General features: G+C 50.3%; 9 protein-coding genes. 8 read left to right on the top strand and 1 reads right to left on the bottom strand.

The window, feature by feature from the left end; all coding sequences use genetic code 11:
- Positions 1-118 precede the first annotated feature (118 nt).
- From AOT11_RS16210 to AOT11_RS16180, 7 genes are all read left to right on the top strand, one after another.
- On the top strand, positions 119-14,083 hold the full coding sequence (locus AOT11_RS16210) for a T1SS-143 repeat domain-containing protein (RefSeq protein WP_017422353.1): 13,965 nt from the start codon (positions 119-121) through the stop codon (positions 14,081-14,083).
- Positions 14,084-14,094: 11 nt separating this feature from the next.
- A complete protein-coding gene (locus tag AOT11_RS16205) occupies positions 14,095-16,248 on the top strand; it encodes a type I secretion system permease/ATPase (RefSeq protein WP_017422354.1) in 2,154 nt (717 codons plus the stop codon).
- A complete protein-coding gene (locus tag AOT11_RS16200) occupies positions 16,245-17,573 on the top strand; it encodes an HlyD family type I secretion periplasmic adaptor subunit (protein ID WP_017422355.1) in 1,329 nt (442 codons plus the stop codon). The genes AOT11_RS16205 and AOT11_RS16200 overlap by 4 nt, the downstream gene beginning before the upstream one ends.
- A gap of 17 nt (positions 17,574-17,590) precedes the next feature.
- Positions 17,591-18,901 carry a TolC family outer membrane protein gene (locus tag AOT11_RS16195; protein WP_017422356.1) on the top strand — a complete coding sequence of 437 codons (1,311 nt, stop codon included), beginning with the start codon at positions 17,591-17,593 and terminating at the stop codon, positions 18,899-18,901.
- Position 18,902: 1 nt separating this feature from the next.
- Complete coding sequence (locus AOT11_RS16190) at positions 18,903-19,526, top strand: OmpA family protein (RefSeq protein WP_017422357.1); 624 nt, start codon at positions 18,903-18,905, stop codon at positions 19,524-19,526.
- 27 nt (positions 19,527-19,553) lie between these two features.
- Positions 19,554-20,462 carry a PstS family phosphate ABC transporter substrate-binding protein gene (locus AOT11_RS16185; protein ID WP_017422358.1) on the top strand — a complete coding sequence of 303 codons (909 nt, stop codon included), beginning with the start codon at positions 19,554-19,556 and terminating at the stop codon, positions 20,460-20,462.
- A gap of 232 nt (positions 20,463-20,694) precedes the next feature.
- On the top strand, positions 20,695-21,417 hold the full coding sequence (locus AOT11_RS16180) for a carbonic anhydrase (RefSeq protein WP_026050779.1): 723 nt from the start codon (positions 20,695-20,697) through the stop codon (positions 21,415-21,417).
- Between the two features lie 127 nt (positions 21,418-21,544).
- Here AOT11_RS16180 and AOT11_RS16175 read toward each other — a convergent pair whose 3' ends face one another.
- Positions 21,545-22,648: a mechanosensitive ion channel family protein gene (locus AOT11_RS16175; protein WP_017422360.1), complete on the bottom strand. Its 1,104-nt coding sequence runs from the start codon at positions 22,646-22,648 to the stop codon at positions 21,545-21,547.
- Positions 22,649-22,907: 259 nt separating this feature from the next.
- Between AOT11_RS16175 and AOT11_RS16170 the strand changes: the two genes are divergently transcribed.
- Positions 22,908-23,255: a hypothetical protein gene (locus tag AOT11_RS16170; RefSeq protein WP_011082374.1), complete on the top strand. Its 348-nt coding sequence runs from the start codon at positions 22,908-22,910 to the stop codon at positions 23,253-23,255.
- Positions 23,256-23,266: the final 11 nt, after the last annotated feature.

Here is a 23,266-nt window from a genome sequence, read left to right as displayed (position 1 = left end):
TAATGAAATGTGGATTTAATTTAAAAAACATAAGCTTAAATGATAGGTCAAGCCTTGTGAGTTTGTTTGGTATGCATTAAATTTGTAGCAGTAAGCGCAGTGGCATAGGGAAATGACAATGAAACCGGTACTTTATATCGAAATCGACGGCGTACTTTGGAAGGTAATGCCTGATGGTCAGTGGGTTGCCGTACAAGCCGACGAGGTGGTTGACCCAACGGTGAAGTACGTTAAAGAAACACCGCTACCTATTAATGATAGTGATGCCGTTAACATTGACGATCCCATTGACGCAGAGCCAGTATACCAACGCCCTACAACGCCAAACGAAGCGCAATCTTCAGATCAGGACCTCGCTTCTGAAAGCGCGAGCTTACTCGGTTTCATTCGCCCTGAACTGCGTGAGGTGTTGGCTCAATCCGGTTACGACACGCTGCCGACAGACTATGAAAACACGCCTGAGCGTGAAAGCCCAGATGCGCAATTTTATCTCTTGGATGATGATGCCACGATCACGGTGACGATAGCTGATGGTGGCGATGGTTACGAAAATGCGCTGGAAGTACCGAGCATTGCGATTTTCGGTACCACGACAGACGTAGAGGATGGCCGTATCGTTCAGCTGGTTTTGTCTGACGCTTCCGGTCAACAGCAAGTGTTTAGCGCTACGGTTTTTCAAGGCGAGTACCGCATTGAAGGTATTGACGCCAGTGGGTTTGATGAAGGTACCTTGACCGTCACCGCAACCATTACCGATGAACTCGACAACTTTATTCAAGCCTCTGACACCACAATCAAAGATACTTTGGCGGAGATCACCACTGAGTTTGATGGCCGAGGCGATGAGTTCTTTAACCGTTTTGAAATCTCTTCCTCGGGCCTGACAGGCACCGTTAGCCATGTTGAAGATGGGCAGCGCATCGATATCGAAGTGATCGATAGCTTGGGCCAAACCCTACGTTTTACCACTACGGTCAATGGTGGAACTTGGTCGATCAACGAAGATTTAAGCAGCCTTGCGGAAGGCCCACTGACGATTCATGCTCAAACCATCGACGTAGCGGGCAACCCCGCAAGTGCAAGCGATACCATTGTCAAAGACACACAAGCTTCCATTACGGTAGCCATTGACTCTGCCGATGATGATTTGGTGAGTGATGCCGAGAGTGGCAACGTTCGTGTCTACGGTGAGGTGACGAATGTTGAAGACGGACAAGCGATTCGTGTTGTCCTAGTGGACTCGGCAGGCCATGCGCAGTGGTTTGTTACCTCGGTGTCGGGTAATCAATGGTCGATCGACAACATCGATGTTTCTCAGTTTGCCGATGGTGATTTTCGCGTCTTGGCGATGACGAAAGATGTTGCGGGTAACCCTGCTGTTGCAACCGACAGCGCAGGGCTAGATACCACTTTTCCTACCATCGATATTGATACCTTAACCGGGTTGCAGATCATCGATTTTAAATCCGGGGCAGACACGGCCTTGCAAGGTACCACCTCGGGCGCCGAAGCTGGGCAGCCGGTTTTAGTCACCATCACCGATGGGGTGAATACGGTTGAAGCGCTCACCCAAGTTGATGCGGCTGGCAATTGGTCGTTCGACAGCATTGACCTTTCGACATTGGATGCCAATTTGGAATGGCAATTGAACGCAACGGTGACGGATCTCGCTGGCAACCGCGCAAGCGACGGTATGCCTAGCCTGATGGTGCCTGATATGGTCAACGTTAATGAGGATATTGCCGTTGCTCTTGGCAGCAGCGACGCGCTTTCGCAAATCAATATCGACAATGCCGATTTCACGTTCATTGATGAGCAAAGTAGCCTGTCTTCACTGACCTCGCTTGGTCAATCCATCTCGGTGGTACTTTCTGCCGATGGTCTTTCTCTTTCGGCGCTGCGAGCCGATGGTCAAGTGGTGTTGTCGGCCCACATTCTCAACAATCAAGAAGTCAAAATTCAACTCTTTTTGCCGGTCGATCACGGTGACACCCAACGTTTACTGACGGAGCTGATGATTCAAGGCACGCAAACCGACAGTGATGGTACAAGTGAAACGGTGGTTGCGCCGGTGGCGGTGGTGATTGGCGATGCGATTGTGTTTCCTCCACTGGTTGACAGCGCGGCGATCACCGTCACCATCGATGATGGTGGCGATGGCTACGAGAATGCGCAAGAAACCCCCGCCGTCGTCATTCATGGCACCACCACCGATGTGGAAAATCTCCGATTAGTGACGATCACTGTGACCGATGTGGATGGCAATACGCTGACTTTCACCACTCGAGTAGAAAACAACCGTTACCAAATCTCGCCAGTTGACTTGACAGGCTTAACCGAAGGGCCGTTAAGCGTAGAGGCTCATATCGACGATGTCTATGGCAAGACCATTCAAGCCACAGATAGCACCATCAAGGATACCTTGGCAGACATCACCGCGGAGTTTGAAGGCAATGGCGATGCGTTTCTCAATCAGTTTGAAGTGAGCAAAACCGTACTGACAGGTCGAGTCACCGAGGTAGAAGATGGTCAGCGTATTGATATCGAGGTGATCGATGCTCTAGGGAACACCTTAACGTTCTCGACTCTTGTGGCGGGCAATACGTGGACAATCGAGGCTGATCTTTCGTCGCTGGTGGATGGCGAGTTGACGCTTAATACGGAGACCATCGACGTTGCCGGTAATGTCACCACCGCGAGTGATACCATCATAAAAGATACGCAAGCAGCGATTACCATCGCCATCGACAGTGGCGAGGACGAGGCGCTGAATCCGACCGAACTGAGTTCTGTGACGCTTTCTGGCGTTGTCAGCCATGTTGAAGATGGCCAAGCGGTGCAAGTGGTGGTGACGGATGCCTCTGGGGCGAAGTTAGTGTTTACTACCGTAGTCGTATCGGGCGCGTGGTCACTCACAGATCTCGACCTTTCGTCTCTTACGGATGGCGACATCCACGCCACCGCCAGTACCATCGATGTGGCGGGTAACCCTGCCACAGCAGAAGATACGGCGATCGTGGATACCACGGCGCCCACCATTGACATTGATACCTTAACCGGCCTTGGGATTGTTCAATTTAAGCAAGGCACGGAAACCGCACTGCAAGGCAGCACAACAGGGGCAGAGCCCGGACAGCCAGTTGTGGTGACCATCAGCGACGGCACTCAGACCATCTCGGTGACCACAACGGTGGATGCGTCTGGCTTGTGGTCGTTTTCGTCCATCGATGTCAGTGCGCTGGATGCTGCGAAAAGTTGGACCTTAACTGCTACGGTGACCGATGCCGCAGGCAATAGCGCCAGCGATGAGACGCCAACACTGGATATTCCAGACACCGTCTCTTTGTGGGAAGACATATCGGTGATTCTCGACAGCAGCGAGGCGTTGTCGGACATCAATATCGATAATGCCCAGTTTACTTTCCACGACACGCAGTCCGATCTCGCCGCACTTACCTCTCTTGGTCAATCCGTGTCAGTGGTGATTTCAACCGATGGTCTATCCTTGAGCCTTGTCCGTGGCGATGGGGCAACGGTATTAACCGCTGCGATTGAAACCAATAGCCAAGTTAAGTTGTCCCTCTTTTTGCCCGTTGACCATGGTGAAGCGCAACGCTTGCTGACGCAAATTTTGTTGGAAGGCACCCAAACGGACGCCGACGGCACCACAGAAACAGTGATTGCACCGTTACCGATTGTGATTGAGGACTCGATTGTCTTCCCACCCTTGGTGGATAGCGCGTCGTTGACGGTTACTATCGACGATGGCGGCGATGGCTACGAAAATGCTCTCGAAGTACCAGGCACGCGGATACACGGCAATACGGTGGATGTTCAAGATTTGCGTTTAGTCACCATTACCGTGACCGATTCGTTGGGCGCGACGCTTACTTTCACCACCCGAGTTGAGAACAACCAATATCAGTTTTTCCCTGTCGATTTGAGCTCGCTTGCTGAAGGTCCGCTCACGGTCGAGGCAGAAATTCATGATGCCTATGGCAACGTCATCACCGCCAACGACGCCACCATCAAAGACACCTTGGCAGAAATGGATGTCGCCTTTGACGGCCAAGGGGATGCATTTTTAAATCAGTTCGAAGTAGCTACCACCATGCTCAATGGCCACGTGGCCAATGTTGAAGATGGACAAACCATCAACGTTGAAATCATCGATGGGCAAGGCGGACGACTGACTTTTACCACTGTGGTATCGGGCGAGCAATGGTCATTGGAGGTTGATTTAAGTACGTTAAGTGATGGTGAGCTGACGGTACACGCTCAAACCCTTGATGTCGCGGGCAACCCTACCACCTCACATCACACCATAGTGAAAGATACTCAAGCGTCCATTACGGTTGAAATTGAAAGTGGTGACGACGACTTATTGAATCCAGAAGAGTTGACTTCGGTAAAAATCGGCGGTTTGGTCAGTCACATTGAAGATGGCCAAAGCGTGAATGTGGTGCTGTCGGACTCCGCAGGCAACACCATGACACTGCAAACCACGATTGTTGGAGGGGCATGGGCGATCGAGAATCTCGATCTTTCTGGCTTTGTGGATGGCGAGATCTCCGCCACCGTCTCGACCGTCGATGTCGCAGGCAACCCAGCAACGGCAACCGATAGCGCGACGGTAGACACCACGGCTCCAACCATTGACATAGATACGCTCGATGGCCTCAACATTTTGCAGTTTAAATTGGGTACCAGCACTGCGTTGCAAGGCACCACTACAGGGGCCGAAGTCGGTCAACCCGTGGTGGTGACCATCAGCGATGGCACTCAAAGCATCAGTGTCACCACCAGCGTGGATGCCGCGGGGAACTGGCAATTTGCAGCCATTGATGTGAGCGACTTGAACAACCGCGCGACATGGACACTCACCGCCACGGTGACTGATGCCGCAGGAAACAGCGCGGTGGATGATATGCCGACGCTCACCTTCCCTGATGTGGTGACCGTGTATGAAGATTTGACGGTGGCGATTGGCAGTAGCGGTGCAACATCCGATATCAATGTGGAACAAGCGCAATTTCGTTTCCATGACGTGCAAACGGATCTAGAAAGTCTGACTTCGTTTGGTCAAAGCATTACGACCACGCTGTCAGCCGATGGGCTGACCTTAACCGCCATCCGTGCCGATGGCGAAATTTTACTGACGGCGCATATTGCCTCGAATGCTCAAGTTCAGTTGCAACTGTTCCTGCCGGTGGATCACGGCGATTCGCAGCGCCTACTCACGGACCTGATGATTGCAGGAACGCAAACCGATGCCGATGGCACCACTGAAACGGTACTAACGCCACTGCCCATCGTGATTGAAGATGCGATTGTCTTTCCTCCGCTGGTTGATAGTGCAGAGATCACCGTGGTGATTGACGATGGTGGCGATGGCTACGAAAACCAGTTTGAAGTGCCCGCAGTGCGTATTCACGGTAACACGGTGGATGTCGAGAATTTACGCCTCGTCACCATTACCGTCACGGATGTAGATGGCAAGGTGCTGACCTTTACCACACGCGTTTCCGATAACGCCTATCAAGTGAGCCCGGTTGATCTTAGCTCATTGGCGGAAGGGCCACTGATGGTGGAAGCGGAAATTCACGACGTCTATGGCCATTCCGTGTCGGCGAGTGATTCCACGATCAAAGACACCTTGGCGGAGATCAGCACCGATTTCCAAGGCAATGGTGATGAATTCTTCAACAAGGCCGAAATCACCACCAGTGGTATCGCTGGGACCGTGAGCAATGTGGAAGATGGCCAGCGCATTGACATTGAAGTGATTGATCATCTTGGTCATCGCTTAACCTTCACAACCACAGTGAGCGGCAACAGTTGGTCAATCAGCGAAGATCTCTCTGCGCTTGCTGAGGGTGAGCTCATCGTCAATACGCAGACGATTGACGTCGCTGGCAATCCCACCGTGGACACCGATACCATTGTCAAAGACACGCGCGCAGTGATCAGCGTGAATGTGGCCTCAGGCAGTGATGCGCTGCTTAATGCAACTGAAGTGACCGCCACCGATCTGTTTGGCCGAGTCTTTTTTGTCGAAGAGGGTCAAACAGTTTCCGTTACGGTGACGGATCAAGCGGGCAAAGTGCTGACGTTTAGCTCCACAGTGGTCAACGGACGCTGGGAAGTCGCCGATGCGGATCTCTCTAGTCTTGCTGACGGGCCGATTGTGGTGACGGCGTCGGTCAGTGATGTGGCGGGCAATGTGGCAACGGCCAGTGATTCGCTGCATGTGATTGATACTTTGCCACCACAAATAGATATCGATACGCTCGATGGTTTGAGCGTGGTGGATTTTCGTTCGGGCAGCTTAACAACCCTTCAGGGCACGACCAGCGCGGAAGAAAATCAAACCGTAACGGTGACGATTACAGACGGAACAAATACGCTGACTTACACCACACTTGTTGATGTTTCAGGCTCATGGACGATCAACGGTGTTGACATTGCTTCGTTGGATCAAAATGCAGAGTGGCAAATTCAAGCAGACGTAACAGATTTAGCGGGTAACCCAGCAACGGACACCATGCCGACGGTGATCTACCCAGATGGTGCGGTGTTCATCGAAGCGCTCGTTGGTATCCTTGGACAGCAAAATGCGACGGTTGATCTCAACATCCAGTTTGGTGATTTTGCTTTCCATGCTGACCAAAGTGCCTTCACCGAGCTGACTTCGCAGGGGCAAGCTATCACGATCGCCATTTCGACAGACGGGTTGAGCTTAACGGCTACGCGAACCGATGGGGCACAGGTACTGACGGCCGAGATAGTGGATGACCAAGTGAAGATCAGCCTGAAAAAGCCGCTCGATGAAATTCGCGATCTGGATTCTACCCATACCTCTTTGCTTATCCAGGCCACACAAACGGATACCGATGGCACCAGTGAAACCGTCGTGGCGCCTGTTTCCATCGTCGTGCTCGACTCTCAACCGATCTCCTTTGATGACCACTACCTGACAACGGAAGGGCACAATGAGTTTGGTAATCTGCTCGCCAACGATTTTGATCTTGATGCGCCACTGTTGGTGAAGAGCATTTTCATTAATGGCGAAACGCATGTGGTTTCGCAAAGCGCACCACTGAGCTTAGTGCTACCAGAGGGAATCCTCACCATCTATTCCGACGGTCGTTGGACCATGGCGGTCAGTCGAGATCTCGACCATAGCCAAAGCCAGCAAGTGACGTTTTCCTACATCGCAGGGGATAAAAACTACGATTACGACTCCGCGAATGTGGTGATCGATATTCACGATGGTGAGGCTGGGCGAATTGAACCAGGCAGCCAAACCCTGACAGAAAATCTGCTCAGCGATGGGGCACAAGTGGTGACAACAAGCATCACGGTGACTGGTGGCTCAGATAATCCCGATGCCAACTCTTTGCGTTTTGATGAAAAGGCTTTAGCGGATTTTGAATCCCTTAATTTGACCAGTGGTGAGAGTTTATTGACGCTGAGCTATCAGTTAAGTTCGGATGGTAAAACGATCAGTGCCACAGCACACAATGGCGATGTTATCTTTACGCTCACCCTCAGTGACGCGGCGATCAGTGGTAGTGATGTGAACGCGTCACTCACTCTTACTTTAAATCGGCCAATTAACCAGTACAACGGTGATGATGTCACTCGTTTACCTGTCACCATCACAGGCACCGACAGTGATGGTACGGCGCTGATCTCTGGAGATTTTGTTTGGCGAATTGAAGATGGCACCAATCCTACGTTATCAAATGCAAATGGTGTGTTCTTAAACGAAGAAGGGTTGCTGACTCAATCGAGTATCAGTGACAGTGGTTCAGTCAATGTCGCGGTGGGAAGCGATCCTATTGGCTCGCTCTATTTTGAACTGGCTGGGCAGCCCACTCTAACCAGTGGTGGGGAAGAGATTTCGTACGTGGTTTCTCCAGATGGCAACACGCTTCAAGCCTATGTCGGGGATCTGAACCACTTGGTGTTTGAAGTGCGTATTCAAGAGCCAAATGCAGAAAACAACTCACTGATTAACTACGATTTCATTCTTTATCGAGCGTTAGATCAGCACGATGAGGATGAAATTGACGCGATTCCTCTCGTGATCACCATACGCGATACCGATGGCGATATACAGCGCTTGCCTTTAGACATCGAAATCCAAGACGGTCACCAAGGTGAGCTGACGTCGGCAACTTTAGTGGTGACTGAGCTGCCGAAAGACAACTTGATTCCCGCGGGCATTACCAGTGAAGCAAGTGTCAATCTGGTGGTATCGGCGGACACCGACCCTATCGTTGCGGTGACCTTGTCAGTGAGTAATGGCCAAGCGGTGGTGGATCGCAACAACAATGCGCTTACCCATAATGGTGAGGCGTTGGTTTGGCGTGTGAACGGTGACGGCAGTTATGATGCCATTCTCAGTGATGGCACGGCGGTATTCTCTGTGCAGTTGCCGGATGGCGTAAACTTTGCGCCAGATAGCACCAATCAGGTCACACTGTCGGTGCATCTCTATTTGCCCGTTGATCACAGTAAACTGACTAACGATAAACAGTTGAGTGTTGCATTACCCGTCACCGCGACGGATACCGACGGCACTTCCGTGACCAGCAATAGCACCTTGATCATCTTTGATGGCGAAACGCCAACATTAAGTGTCGCTGGTCAAGTGGTGGTAGACGAGCACGGTATTACGGATGATGGCATCGCATCGGGCAGCGAGACCGTCACGCATGTACTGAATGTCGATGGTGGTAGTGATGATGTGGCTGATATTCAGATCGACATCGCCGCGTTCAACGCTCAAGGCTTTACCAGTGGCGGTTTAGCGATAACCCTGTATGCGCAAAACAGCAACGGCTGGTTTGTGGCAAAAAGCAGTGATGGCGAAGTGGTGTTCAAAATTCGCCCGAACAACAACGGCAAAGTCGATTTTGTCCTTTCTGGTGCGCTGGATCACCCTGATGGCAATGGTACCAACTTACTTGATCTGCCTTTTGATATGTGGGTTATCGATGCCGATGGCGACATCTCCTCCACTGAAACTTTAACCGTGACGGTGACGGATGATGTGCCCATTGCGCAGAACACCAGTGTCGAGCTGGTGGAAGGAGACAGTTACACCACGAACTTGCTGCCTGAGTCGGTGATGGGTGCCGATGGTGCTGAAATCAGCAGCGTGACGTATCGCGGTACAACTTATCCACTCTCGGCGGATGGCACGCCAGTGACCATCCAACTCGTTAACCCGAATGTGCCAAGTGAGGTGTACGGCTCACTGGTTGTGCATCAAGATGGCACATTCGAACTAACCACAAACCCAAATGTGACCACGGTTCCTGCGATTTCTGACACGGTAAGCTATGTGGTTATCGATGGGGACGGCGACCAAGTGACCAGCACCGCAACGCTGGTCTTGGATGACACAGCCGGCATCTTACGTGTTGATGATGTGGAAATGCGTGAAGATGAGCAAGGGACACTGTCCATCGTGGTTGCACTAGGCGACCGCGATCAAGGTGAAACGGTGGACTCGATAGAGATTGATGCCAATTCTCTGCAAGGAGGCACCTTATACCTTGATGGTGTCGCGCTCAATGCCGTGGGTGGCAAAGTCATTCTCTCGGGTAGTCAGTTGCTGATGATTGGCAACCAAGTGACGGTGTCAGGCGCATTGACCTATCAACCTGCCACGCATTTAGCCAGCAATACCGCTACGATCGTTTTGGCGGTCAGCGCGATCATCGCCAGTACCACAGGCAGTGAAACCTTGGCGGATACCATTAATGTCAATGTGTTCCCCGTTGCGGATGTGCCTACATGGCAAGCCGATTCACAGTATGACTATACCCTTGTTGAAGACGCTTCAGAGCCATTATTGCTGACGTTGAACGCCGATCTTGTCGACAGCGACAGCTCAGAGAGCCTCAGCTATCTGATCTCCGGCATTCCTGCGGGAATTACCGTTTGGCTCGATGGCAGCCAAGTCAACGAAACCACCGCTTACAGCGAAGAAGAGTTGAATCGCATGACGATTCGATCCGATACCAATATTTCTGGACAGTTCACCTTTACGGTCACCGCAGTAGCAACGGAAGCGGGTAGTAGCTTTGCTAGTCCAAGCGATCAAACGGCAGTCGCTTCCCAGCAAGTGACCATCAATGTGCGCCCAGATGCCGATACGCCATCACTGTCCGTGAAAAATATTGCGGGCTTAGAAGATCAGCCGTTGAACCTCCACGACGCTATTAAAGGGCATCTCACCGATAGCGATGGTTCTGAAACCCTCTACTACAAACTTGAAGTGGCAGAGGGTTGGAGTGTCGAAGGGGGCAGCTCGCTTCGCTTGGAAGATGGCACTTATTGGTTCTCGGATGCTGAGCTGGTGGCTGGCCACATCTATTTGATTCCGAAAGAAGACATCAGCTCGGTGACTGAAACCTTGACCGTGAAAGTGACCGCCGTTTCGCTGGAGTCAACGGTGGATGGTTTGGTCCCAGTGACACCAACCGCCAACAGCAGTACGGAAACCATCACTATCCGTTTAACCGGGGTTGTCGATGAACCACACGCGATCGATGGCGGTGCTGGACATTGGGGTTATGATGCCGAAAGCAAAGTGATCAGCAATCAAACCGATTTCATTGAAGATCAATTGATCCCGTTGGATTTTGAACTCATCACGTCAGATGACGATGGTTCCGAAGTGATCAACATTTTGATCACGGGTATTCCTGATGGCGTGATGCTAGTGGATGCTTCAGGGCAGCCAGTGAGTTTGCCGATCTCGGGTGAAGACCCAACCACAGGGATCATTTATCAAGTGACCAATAGCGATTTGGCTAACTTGTATCTCAAAGTCCCTGAGGATTACAGTGGTCAACTGCAACTCTCTCTTAAAGTGATCTCCACTGAGCCAGATGGTGACTCCGGCGAGTTCCCGATGACGGTAGATATCGAAATCAAGCCGCAAGTGGATCAAAACTCAGGCAGCATCATCAGTTCGTTAGGTGTGGAAGACAATCGAGTTCCTCTTTCACTTTGGCCATCATTAGGTGCAGATAACGACGGCAGTGAAGAAGTCATCGGTTATGTGATTAACGCACCAGAGCAGGGAATCACGCTCTATTTTGATGGCGTTGAAATAACGATTCCTACGGGTGGATTAGATGTCGCGAGCTTGACCGACTCTCTTTCCCCCGATCTGGAATCGTTGTTAAACAGCGGTCGTTTAACGGCTAAAGGACCGATGGATTTCAGCGGTACGCTCGATATCCCAGTGACTTATTTGGTGCAGGATACCTCTGGTACAGGCGCCATTGATCAGAAATATGTTGATGCCACCATCGCCGTGAATTTTGATGCCCGCGTTGAACTCGATACGCGATTAGAAGGCAATCCGCGGGTGCTTGCCAACAGTGAGGGGGGAGCAGTCGATCTCACATACGCGGTGCGTTTTGTTGATATGGACGTGGATGGCTCTGAGTATCTTGATTATATCGTCATCAAAGTGCCGACAGGCTTAACCTTGATTGTCGACCATCCGAATGGTGCCACTCAAGACGGTGAAGGAAACTGGGTGATCCCTGCGCACGGCCTAACCAGTGATAGCGTGCGAGAGTTGGCAGCGCTGATCCTCAAGGATGCGACGATTTCGTCGACACAAAATACCGAGATCATTAATTTAGTGGTCTCAGCACGTGTGATTGATGGGGAGGATGCCCGCTTTATCGACGCACCGATCCGAGTGCAATTTACTGGGCATGACGACGGGGGTGGCAGCTGTGAGCCCGTTGGTCCCCCTGGCGATCTAACTCCGGGTGATGACGCTCTGCAGTTCAACGAAGGAGAAGACCTTGATTTATCGGGTTTGCTCGATGGCAATATTGGCAGTGATCCTAATAACGAACTCTCATTCTTTATTAGCGCTGATAAACTGCCAGACGGCGTGATGATTGAGGGAGAAGGGGTCACTATTGAGTATGACAGCGCGGGTAACATCGTCGGTTTTGTTATTCCGCCCGAAGCAATGGCGAGCTTAAAAATCACCGGTTTGGATGAGGACTTTGCGGGTTGCCTTTCTCTCGAAGTGGACATCAAAGAAACCTCTGGCTGTAATGGTGACAGTGTCACTACCACACAAGCCATTGATATCGAAATTCTACCCATTGTTGATGATATGCTGGTCTCGTCGGTCACTACCATGGATGAAGATGGCGTGACGGATCTGAATTTGAGCCTGATACTCGGTGACAGTGTTGAGGCGGGACAAACGATCAGTGGTGAGGGTAACAGCGCAACGGGTAAAGAGACCATCAATAGCCTGATGATCAAAGTGCCAAGTGGCGTCACGTTAGTGGAAACTCCGGCAGATACTGGACTGCTCACCGACAACGGTGATGGCACGTATACCATTAACGATGCGACTCGACTTGGCGATATCAGCCTTGTCCCTCCGGCGCATTACAGTGGTGATATTCGCTTGGAAGTGCATGCCAATATTACCGATGCTGCGGATTGCGTCGCGCAAACCGATACGCAAGACAAAGTTTCCATCATCACCATTCATATTGATCCGGTGACCGATGCCGCCAACATTAACGCAAGCAACGTACTGGGGGATGAGGACAGTTACATTGCGTTGTCCGGCCTTGATGTGAGCCTCATTGACCAAGATGGTTCCGAAACACTATCCGTTATGATCAAAGGCGTACCGGATGGGGCTGTGCTGGTTTACAAAGTGGGTGCAAGTTATGAACTGCTGCCAAATAACGGAGCCGATGGTGGCAGTTTCGATGGCATGCCCAGCAGTGAGTGGCAACTTGATCCAAGCAGACTTGCCGATCTTTATATTCTCCCACCATTGGATTTCAGCGGTGATATTCCACTCACCATCAACGCAATCACGCAAGAGATCGGTACCACCGATATTGTCCACACCTCTGGCTCGATGACAGTGGGCGTTTTGCCAGTGGGTGATGATGTGCAGTTCTTTGGATTGGATAGTCAATACACAGGCATGGAAGGAGAAGCGCTTTCTATCCCAGTGACCATCAGCAGCAATGAAACCAATAGTGATGAGTTTATTGTACTAACCTTGCATGCCGAATTGACTTCCGATCCTTCTGCGTTGAGCGGGCTGGATAAGATCATTGTTGATGGTCATGAAGCGTCATTCAATCAGCACGGTGATGGTAGTTGGGTGGCGAGAGTGATTGTACGTGCCAGTGAGGTCGGAAATATCCAACTCTACTCAGGGGATGCCTTTGGCACCCTCAACTTGACCATGACAGCGCAAACTTTTGACAAGAGTATTGTGTTGGGCTCTCTTGCGACCGATTTGGGTGAGGCACAAACACAAAGCATTGTCGTTGAGCTAGCTCCGGTACCCGATGAGCCTATTTTGACGCTGGATTACGTCACCATCGTGGCTGAAGCGAGCGGGTCGATTCCACTCAATCTGGATATGAGTATGGTTAATCCTGCCGATGGAGAAGAAGGGTATCTGACCATTTCGGGATTACCCGATGGTTTGCTCCTGTCGGCTGGCAGCAAAGAGTCTGGCGAATGGCTCGTTCCGGTTAATGATGTGGCCAACCTCAGTATTGTCTCCGGCTACACCGGCGCCGAGAGTTTCACCCTCACACTGACGCCAAGCGCACAGTTGGGCGGCCAGACAGCGACAGGACTCAGCCAAGTGTTGGATGTGCAGCTATTGGCGATAGGGGACAGCAGCTTAACCGCCACCAGTGGCGATGATCTGTTTGTCTTCAACTCAGACAGTTTAGGTTCGGTGGGAGATGCGACGGTCGATACCATCGCAGGGTTTGATATGTCTGCCAACAGCGACACCATTGATCTTAGTGCGATTTTGTCTGGTTTGGGTGTGAGTGATGGTGCGAGTGCGGATCCATTTGTCGACCTAGTGCAAACCGGTACGGATCTGCATATCAACATCAAGACTGATGGTGTGAATGCGGTGCAAACCATCGTACTGACAGACCTGAATCTTGAGGATTATTACGGCGCAGGGCTGACCGAAGCACAAATCCTTCAGCAAATGATCGATGATCAAAATCTGATTGTTCAGTAGTTGGGAGTGGTATGAACACAATCGTGGAAGAGAGACAAGATCACTGGTTAACGGCCATTCTTTGGGCATGCCAACATTTTGGTATTCGTTGTCACGCCCTGAAGGTGGTCAATGGTCTGCCCCTTGAAAATGGCCAATTGAGTGAAGCCTTGTTTCAACGAGCGGCAGAGCAAGCGCAGCTAGAGGTCGGCCTCACCAACTTGTCGCTGCTGGAACAGGCCACTTTCCCCTGTTTAGCCGTGGAGAAGCAAGGTAGCCCGCTGCTGATTTTGGGGCGAGAAGGCGAGCGATACCGCTGTTTATCGCCGCATGAGGCCAATAGTGACCTGACCTTGAGTTTGGATGAGTTGAAAACGCAAGTGAAAGAGGGGGTATGGCAGCTTTCGACACAGGTTGCTGCTGATGGCCGTGTTGAGAGTTTGATTGAAGAAAAGCCCGTTCATTGGTTTCGCCAAGTGCTGATGGAAGTGCGTCCTTGGTATCGTGATCTCTTACTGGCTTCGTTTGTCATTAACTTGCTGGCGATGGTCGTGCCACTGTTTACCATGAATGTGTACGACCGCGTGGTGCCGAATCAAGCCTTCCATACTCTTTGGGTGCTGTCTGTCGGTGTCATCATCGTCGTGGTGTTTGATTGGGTATTACGAGAAGCGCGCAGCTCGGTGACCGATATGGCGGGGCGCTATGTTGAAAACAAACTGTCAGCGCAACTATTCCAAAAAGTACTGGGGATGCGCCTTGAGCAGCGACCTCAGTCGGTGGGCGCATTTGCCCGCCAGTTGCAAGATTTCGATAGCGTAAAAGATTTCCTCACCTCAGTGTCACTGGTTACTTTAGTCGATCTGCCGTTTACGCTGTTCTTCCTCCTGCTGATTGGCTGGTTAGGCGGCGCGATGATGTTGATCCCGCTGGCGGTCATGGCGGCGTTATTGCTGCTCAGTTTTGTGATGAAAGGTCGCATTGCACAAACCTTTACCGAATCGGCGCGCCTTTCTACGCAACGCCAAGCCCATGTTTACGATAGCCTGTCAGCTCTGACGGATATCAAGCAAAACAATGCAGAAGGGATGACACAAAAACGCTGGGAACAGACGGTTTCTGCGTTGTCGGAATGGCAAACCCGTTCGCGTTTTTATTCCAACATTGTTTCTCACTCCATTATGTCGAGCCAGCAAGTGGTGACGATCGCCTTGATCATTTTCGGTGTGTATCAGATTGCCGAAGGGCGATTGAGCATGGGAGGCTTGATTGCCATTGTGATGCTCAGTGGGCGCGCTGCGTCTTCGATCAACCAGCTTTCTATGCTGATGCTGCGTTACCAGCAGACGCAAACCGCAATGGAAGGGCTCAACCAGATCATGGCCACGCCTCAAGAATCCACGTCACATCAAGTGATGGACAGAGGCGAGTTCCACGGTAATGTTGCTTTGCGAAACGTCAGCTTCGCCTACCCAGAGATGCAGATCCACGCGTTGGAAGCGATCTCACTGGATATCAAAGCGGGAGAGAAAATTGGTGTTATCGGCAATGCTGGCTCTGGGAAGTCCACCTTAATGGCGTTGCTTGCTCGTCAGTTGCTGCCAACCGCTGGGCAAATGTACTACGAAACCATTGATGCGCAGTTATGGCCGCCCAGTGTCATTCGTGCTGGGATTGGCTGGGTTGGTCAAAACCCAGGGCTGATTTATGGCACCATCTACGAAAACATCACCTTTGGTGACCAAAGCATTGATGAGCAAAGATTACTTAACGCGGTGATGCTCTCTGGCCTCAATGATTACATGCCTCGCTTAGCGAATGGCTTGGAAACTCAGGTGGGTGAACAGGGGCGTTTTCTCTCAGGGGGACAGCGTCAGGCAGTGGCGATCGCTCGCGCGATCTATCGCGACCCTGCGATGCTGCTTTTGGACGAACCCACCAGTGCGTTAGACAAAGCGGCAGAAGAGCGTTTTTTCCACGCTTTACAACGTTTGCCAGCGAACAAAACCGTGGTCATCAGTTCACATAAGCAGAGTTTTCTTACCCTTTGCGATCGTATTTTGGTGCTCGATAAAGGTAAATTGGTGGCGCAAGGCACACCGCATGAGATCTTCACGCAACAAGGTTCTGCGAGAGTGCGCAGCCGAGTGAAATCAGTGAGCGTGGTCAAAGGAGGGCAATCATGAGCAGTCAGATCATGTGGTCGAATAACCGCATTGCTTACCGTTCTCGTCGTCTCATTTGGCTTTGCGCTGCGTTGGTGATGGCGATAGTGGTTTGGGCCTCATGGGCGACCTTAGATGAGGTGGTGGTTGGTGACGGCAAAGTGGTGCCAAGCTTGTCGATTCAAACCATACAGAGTTTAGAAGGCGGCATTATTAAGCAAGTGTTGGTGTCGCAAGGGGAGAAAGTGGTGAAAGGGCAGCCTTTGATGGTTCTCGATGACACCCGTTTTCGCGCTTCTTACCAAGAGTCGGATCAGCAATTGCAAACTTTGCTCGCGCAGAAAAAGCGTTTGGAGCTCGAGCTGCAAAGCATCGTGGTTGACGGTCGATCCACGGATTGGCAGCAACAAGTGCGCATTGCCAAGCAACCTTACCCAAGTGGGCAAGATGAAGTCACTCGCGCCGAATTTAATGCGCGAGAAAATTACCATCAACGTTTGGAACAGCTGGACTCGGAACTGGAAGAATCCGCCTTGCGCATTGAGCAGCAGTCTCAAGCCTATCAAGATACGTTAAACAGCATTCGCACCTTGGAAAACAGCATGGCGATTGTGCAGAAAGAGCTCAACATGCTTGAAGATGTCGTGAAAACAGGGGCAGTGGCCGAAGTGGAGCTGCTTAAACTCAAGCGCGACTACGTCAAGCTGCAAGGCGATATTTCTAGTGCAAAAGTGCTGGCACAGAAACAAAAAGCGGCTTATTCCGAGTCGATTGCGGATTATCGCGGCATTGCACTCGATTTTCGCACCAAAGCGCGTGGTCAGTTGAATGAAGTGGTGGCTGAGCTCGCGCGCCTACAGGAAAGCCAATCGGCGATAGCCGATCAATTGCGTCGCACGGAAATTTTGTCACCGGTGGATGGCACGGTAAAAGATGTGTTGATCCGCTCGATTGGTGGTGTGGTGCGCCCGGGTGAACCGATTATGGAGTTGGTGCCGCTCGATAGCCGCTTAATTGTGGAAGCGAGAATCGCGCCACAAGATATTGCTTATGTCAAAGTCGGTTTAGAAGCCACGGTCAAGTTTACCGCTTATGACTTCGTTATCTATGGCGGGCAGAAAGGCAAAGTGGTGTATGTGAGTGCTGACTCACTCAAAACCGAAGAAGGTGACCCGTATTATCGTGCTCACATTGAATTGATGGCCGATGACGCATCACAACAGAATTTTAGAATTATCCCCGGCATGCAGGCGATGGTCGACATATTGTCGGGAGAGAAAACCGTATTGAGCTATTGGCTTAAGCCGCTTCTCAGAGCCAAAGAGACGGCGTTAAGAGAGCCTTAAACAGAAAAGGAAAGGGAATGCGTTCAAAATTACTCATGGTGTCATGGGCACTGGCGCTGCCACATGCACATGCAATCTCATTGGAGGAGTCGGTGGCTGCGGCCATTGATTACAGCCCAGAAGTACTTGCCCAGTACTCGCGCTATCAATCGGTCATCCGAGATATGGACGGAGCCGAGGGCTTTTATCTGCCACAAGTGAAGCTCTACGGCGCGATTGGTTACGAGGAAACCTACTACAACAGTGGTCGAAAAATCGATGACGATGATCGTGGACTCACGCGCAGTGAGCTTGGGGTGAAAGTTTCGCAACTGTTGTTTGATGGCATGAAAACCACCGCCAATGTCGATCGTCTCAGCTTTGAAGCGGAATCTGAACGTTTGGCATTATTCTCTGATGTGGAAAACGTTGCCTTGGATGTGGTGAAAGTTTATTTAGAATACCTCAAAGCGCAAACCATGCTGGATCTTGCCGAGCGTAATGTCAGCGAACATGAAGAGATCTATCAAGATATTCTGGAAAGAACGGGCAAAGGCTTGAGTAGCCATTCTGATTTGGCACAGATTTCAGCGCGAGTGGCGACCAGTAAATCGTCCATGATAGCTGCGCAGAACAACCTTTATGATTTAGAAACTCAGTTTATTCGTCTTGTTGGCAAACCTGCTCGTGAGTTGGTGGATCCTGTCTTTGATCTTGCGCTACTGCCACCCAGTCGTGAGGTCGCGGTGCAACAAGCCGTCGACAATCATCCGGAAATTCGCGCAGCCATTCAAGATATTGAAGCGGCGCGTAAAGAGATCAAGCGTGAGAAAAGTGGCTATTACCCAGAGATCAAACTGGAGCTGCAAGCCAACAAAAACGAGAACATCGGTGGTGCGGAAGGGCGTGATGAGGATGCGCGCATCATGTTGACTCTCGATTACGATCTGTTTAATGGCGGTTCAACCAACGCGCGGGTGGAGTCTTCAGCATGGCGAGCGGAGCAAGCTCGTGCGATTCGCATTCGCACAGAACGTCAGGTGAGAGAAGGAACAGAATTGGCGTGGCACGCCTACGATATGTTGGCTAAGCAAAAGCAACTGCTGCAACAAAATGTGGATTCTGCAAAAGTGGCTGAGCAGGGCTACATCCAACAATTTACGGTTGGAAGACGCAGTCTACTGGATGTGCTGGATGCGAAAGTGGAAGTGTTCTTAGCTCGCAGAAACTACGTGGCTGCGCAGTATGACCACACCTTGTCTGCGTATCGATTGCTCAATGCAATGGGGCTGCTTACCTATGCGTTACGTGTAGAACATCCACAAGAATGGCAGGCAAAGGAGAAATAATATGAGACTGAATTTATTAGCCTGCGCAGTGTTGCCTGTGTTGCCTGTGTTGCTTGCGGCTTGCGCACAAATGCCGGACACCACCATGACTCGACATCAAATCGATGATCTGCGCGATAGCGATAAAGATGGGGTGATCAACCAGCGTGACATTTGTGCGGACACGCCATTGGGGGCAGAAGTGGACAGCAAAGGTTGTACTCGTTGGACAATTTATCAAAAAGTGGACATCAAAACCGTTTACTTCAATTTTGACGATGCCCATATTCATCTCGATCAGTCGAGCGAGTTTGATGAGTTGCTGGCACTTTTAAATCAAGGCACAGAAGCAAAAGTCATTCTGGTTGGCGACACAAGCCCAGAAGGCAGCGATGAGTACAACCAAGTGTTAGCGAAAAAGCGCACCTCGGTGTTAAAAGAGGCGTTAATCGAAAACGGCATTGCACCAGAGCGTATTTCTGAGCAGGAATTTACCCAAGTGACCGCGTTGACGGAGAAACTCAAAGACCGAAAACGCCGCACCATCGCGGTGATCACCCAGCCAGATATGAAAACCGAAGCGAAATGGACGATTTACACCTCAGAGCAAGAATCGTCCAATCTCAAACGCACTGTTCGTCAATAACGGGTGGCAATCATGAAGGGAGCAAAAATGAAATTAATCAATGGTTGTATCGCTACATTGGCTGGGTTGTCGTTGAGTGCGGGGGCTTGGGCACAAGAAAGCTCGCGTATTTTGGTTGAACAAGAATTGATGGTGGTTGCTAACGATTTAATCCAATCGGCAGAGCTCGATATCACCGCGCGAAAAAGTGCCGATGTGCAAGGCGCAATGATCGACAACCAAGCGCGTCTGGGTATCAGTTCACGCAAATGGCTCGACAGTGAAATCGCCTTGTTTGAGCACAAATATGGCTATCGCCCGACGGAGCTTTTCTTTACCTCTGATGTTATTTCGATCGTCGTGAATCAAGAAAACCCCATCGGTGCGGTTACCATTGATGAATTGGAGTTGATCTTCGGTTGCCATGAGCAACCTGAACTCATGCAGTGGAATAAGATTCTTGGCGAAGAGTATCAAACCATCAAACCTGTGGCGGTGGAAAACGAACTGGCTAAGCATCTGAACTTCGCTAAGCTGGTGGAGTGTGAATCGCCTCAAAGCTCGCTTACCCAGTTTTATCCTGAGCGTGAGCAACTTATCGACGCGATCGCCGATGACAAAAATTTGATGGGTTATACCGTCTACGCAGAGCTTGAGAGTGGTGTGCGCCGCCTTGATATCATCAACCGCAATGGCGAGCGTTTTGACCTCAACAAAGAGACGATTTTGTCTGGCCGTTACCCATTGTCTAACGTCTATTATCTCTACCTTAATTTGCCACCCAATCGCCATTACCTCACCGATGCGGAGAAGTATTTCGTCGGTTTAACATTAGGCGAAGAGGGGCAGGAAACCATTGCAGAGCACGGTTTTATTAGTTTGCCACCAGAGGCGATTCACCGTAATCGAGTCCGCCTCTCGCTTGATGCGCCAATTGTGTATGGTGGCTACAAATAGCCTAAAAACGCGCAGAGAGAAGCAACATGATCACGATGAGCCGAGAGAAATCTCGGCTTATTTTATGGAATCGAACTCACTCGCTTACCAATTAATCATCATCTCAATTACACCATGATTGTGTCTGCTTCCAAATCTCGACAGCAAACAAAGATTGCACATTGCCCGATTCTGATCGTTTGTGATTACCATGGCGCGGTTCTATAAAACACAACGAAAGCAAGGAAAGAAAATGAAAAAAACAGTGATAGCTGCAGTGCTTGCAACCGGTCTAACGGCGATGGGATGCCATGCCGCCGAATGGGGTTATGAGGGTAAACATGGACCAGAGCACTGGGGAGAGATTGCCAAAGAGTGTGCGATGGGGAAAAACCAAAGCCCGATTGATATCCGTCAGCCAACACAAGCTGATCTCAAAGGCTTAGATTTGCACTATTCAGGCCAAGTGATTGCGCTAAGTAACAATGGTCACACATTACAGGGAAGCCTATCAGGCAAGAATGTACTGGATATTGACGGTAAAAGCTTTGAACTGAAGCAATTTCACTTCCATACGCCATCTGAAAACTTGATCCAAGGTAAGCAATATCCGCTAGAGGCGCACTTTGTGCATGCAGACAAAGCGGGCAACTTGGCGGTGGTTGCTGTGATGTTTGAGTCGGGTAGCCAAAACCAAGCGTTGAACTCGTTGATTGCAAAAGTGCCAAAAGCGGGTGAGGCAGTAAAACTTGCCCAAGCGTTTGACGTTAACGACTTGATTCCTGTGCACGCCGAGTACTATCGCTTTAACGGTTCACTCACTACGCCTCCTTGTAGCGAGGGCGTTCGTTGGTTTGTGATTAAGGAAGCCAGCGAGCTGTCGTCCACTCAGACGCACGTATTGATGCAGGCTATGGGCCAAAACAACCGTCCGGTTCAGCCGCTTAATGCTCGTGTTGTATTAAGCAAAGAGTAACGATTGAAGATGGCGTTTTGACTGGTGATTCAACGTCAGTTGGCGCCACGTATCTAAAAAAAGCCCGCGCTGAATCATCAAGCGCGGGCTTCGATTTTTGTATTTGCGTTTTGTTCTAAGGTGAACGTTACTCCGATTGAGAGCGGTTGGATTCCACCAGTCCAGCTTGAACGGGGTCAAACTTCAATGTTTGAGTCGGGAATGCAATATCCGCCCCATTTTTTTGAACAATCTCCATCACTTTAAGCAGTACATCTTGCTTGACTCCATGGTACTCAACCCAGTTCACCGTTTTGGTGAAGGTGTAGACGAAGAAGTTAAGTGACGAAGAACCAAAGCTGTTAAAGTTCACGATCAAGGTCTGATCGGTATCGATATCGGGGTGATGTTTCAGCATCTCGCGCACTTGCTCAATGATTTGAGGTAGCTTATTGCAATCGTCATAACGCACACCAATGGTTTCGTAAATACGACGATTGAGCATGCGCGAAGGGTTTTCCACCACAATATTGCTAAACACCGAATTGGGTACATACAAAGGGCGTTTATCAAAGGTGCGAATAATGGTCATTCGCCAACCTATGCGCTCGACGGTGCCTTCAATTTGGCGATCCGGAGATCGTACCCAATCCCCAACTTTGAATGGACGGTCAAAGTAGATCATTAAACCACCAAAGAAGTTTGAAAGAAGGTCTTTGGCCGCTAAACCGACGATCAAGCCACCCACACCACCGAAGGTTAACAAACCAGATAAGCTCACACCAAACACCTGCATCATGGTCAGCGCGCCGATGGTGAGAATAAATAACCTCGCCACCTTCGCAGTGGCCTGCACTGTGGTTTCATCGTAGCTTTGAGCTGCTAAAACATACTCTTCTGCATGATTGACAAAGCGCATGACGATCCAAACCAGCAGTGAAATCACCATGATGAGCTTCGCGGTGCCAAGCCAAGCTAAGCTTTGTCCGGTTTGGCTTTGGACGATAATGCCAAGGGAGATGGTTCCTGGCCATAGCCAGATAAAAGTGCTGATAGGGGCTCTAAAAGCTTCTAGTAGAAGATCGTCCCAGTGAAGTCGGGTTTTCTCTGCCAACTGATGCAAGCGTGATGCGATGACGCGCCAGACGATCCATGCGATGGCGCTGCAACCTGTGATAAACAGGACGCTGCCGAACCAATCCTTGTGATTACTAAAGAGTGCTCGTTGCAGCTCAATTAACCAATCATTCATATTGAAAAACTCATCGTTTGAATCAAAACCCGAAAGGTATCAGAAAATCGGTGAATAACCCAAAAAAGCGATGAGAAAAAGTGATTTTCGGTTCAATGATTGGCTTTGCCTATAGCCGCTGTGTGTGAACATGATCGAGTTTTGTGCAACAAGTACCGTTTCTGAAGCAGAAAACAGCCTGTTTTTTGACTTATAACTAACACTTTAGTTATTAATTCATGAGAGTTTTCTACTCAGATTGGATGATTGGGGAAAAGTGATGGAATTTACGGAGAAGGATCGTATTGCGCTTTACGATATCTGGATGTCGCAAAAAGCAAAAATGCATATTACGCAGATGGAAATGACGCGACGTCTTGGCCTCAATCATCACGAGTTCTCTGCTTATCTACGTGGCGATACGCCACTGACGTTGGGTTTTATCAACCAACTGTGCGAGCAGCTACACGTGCAACCTTTCAAAGTGATCCCTTCACTTTCTCGTCGTGACCTCTCGACGTCGCAGACGATTTTTTTGCAAAACAAGGTCACGGTTGATGGGGTGATCCGCAACGTCTATGTGGAAGGCAATCAGGTCATTATTGAATATGAGCACCCAATTAATTGATGCTGTAAATA

Source organism: Vibrio vulnificus NBRC 15645 = ATCC 27562 (assembly GCF_002224265.1).
GTDB lineage: Bacteria > Pseudomonadota > Gammaproteobacteria > Enterobacterales > Vibrionaceae > Vibrio > Vibrio vulnificus.
Note: the sequence above shows the minus strand (reverse complement) of the source record. Positions and strands in the feature narration are given on the sequence as shown.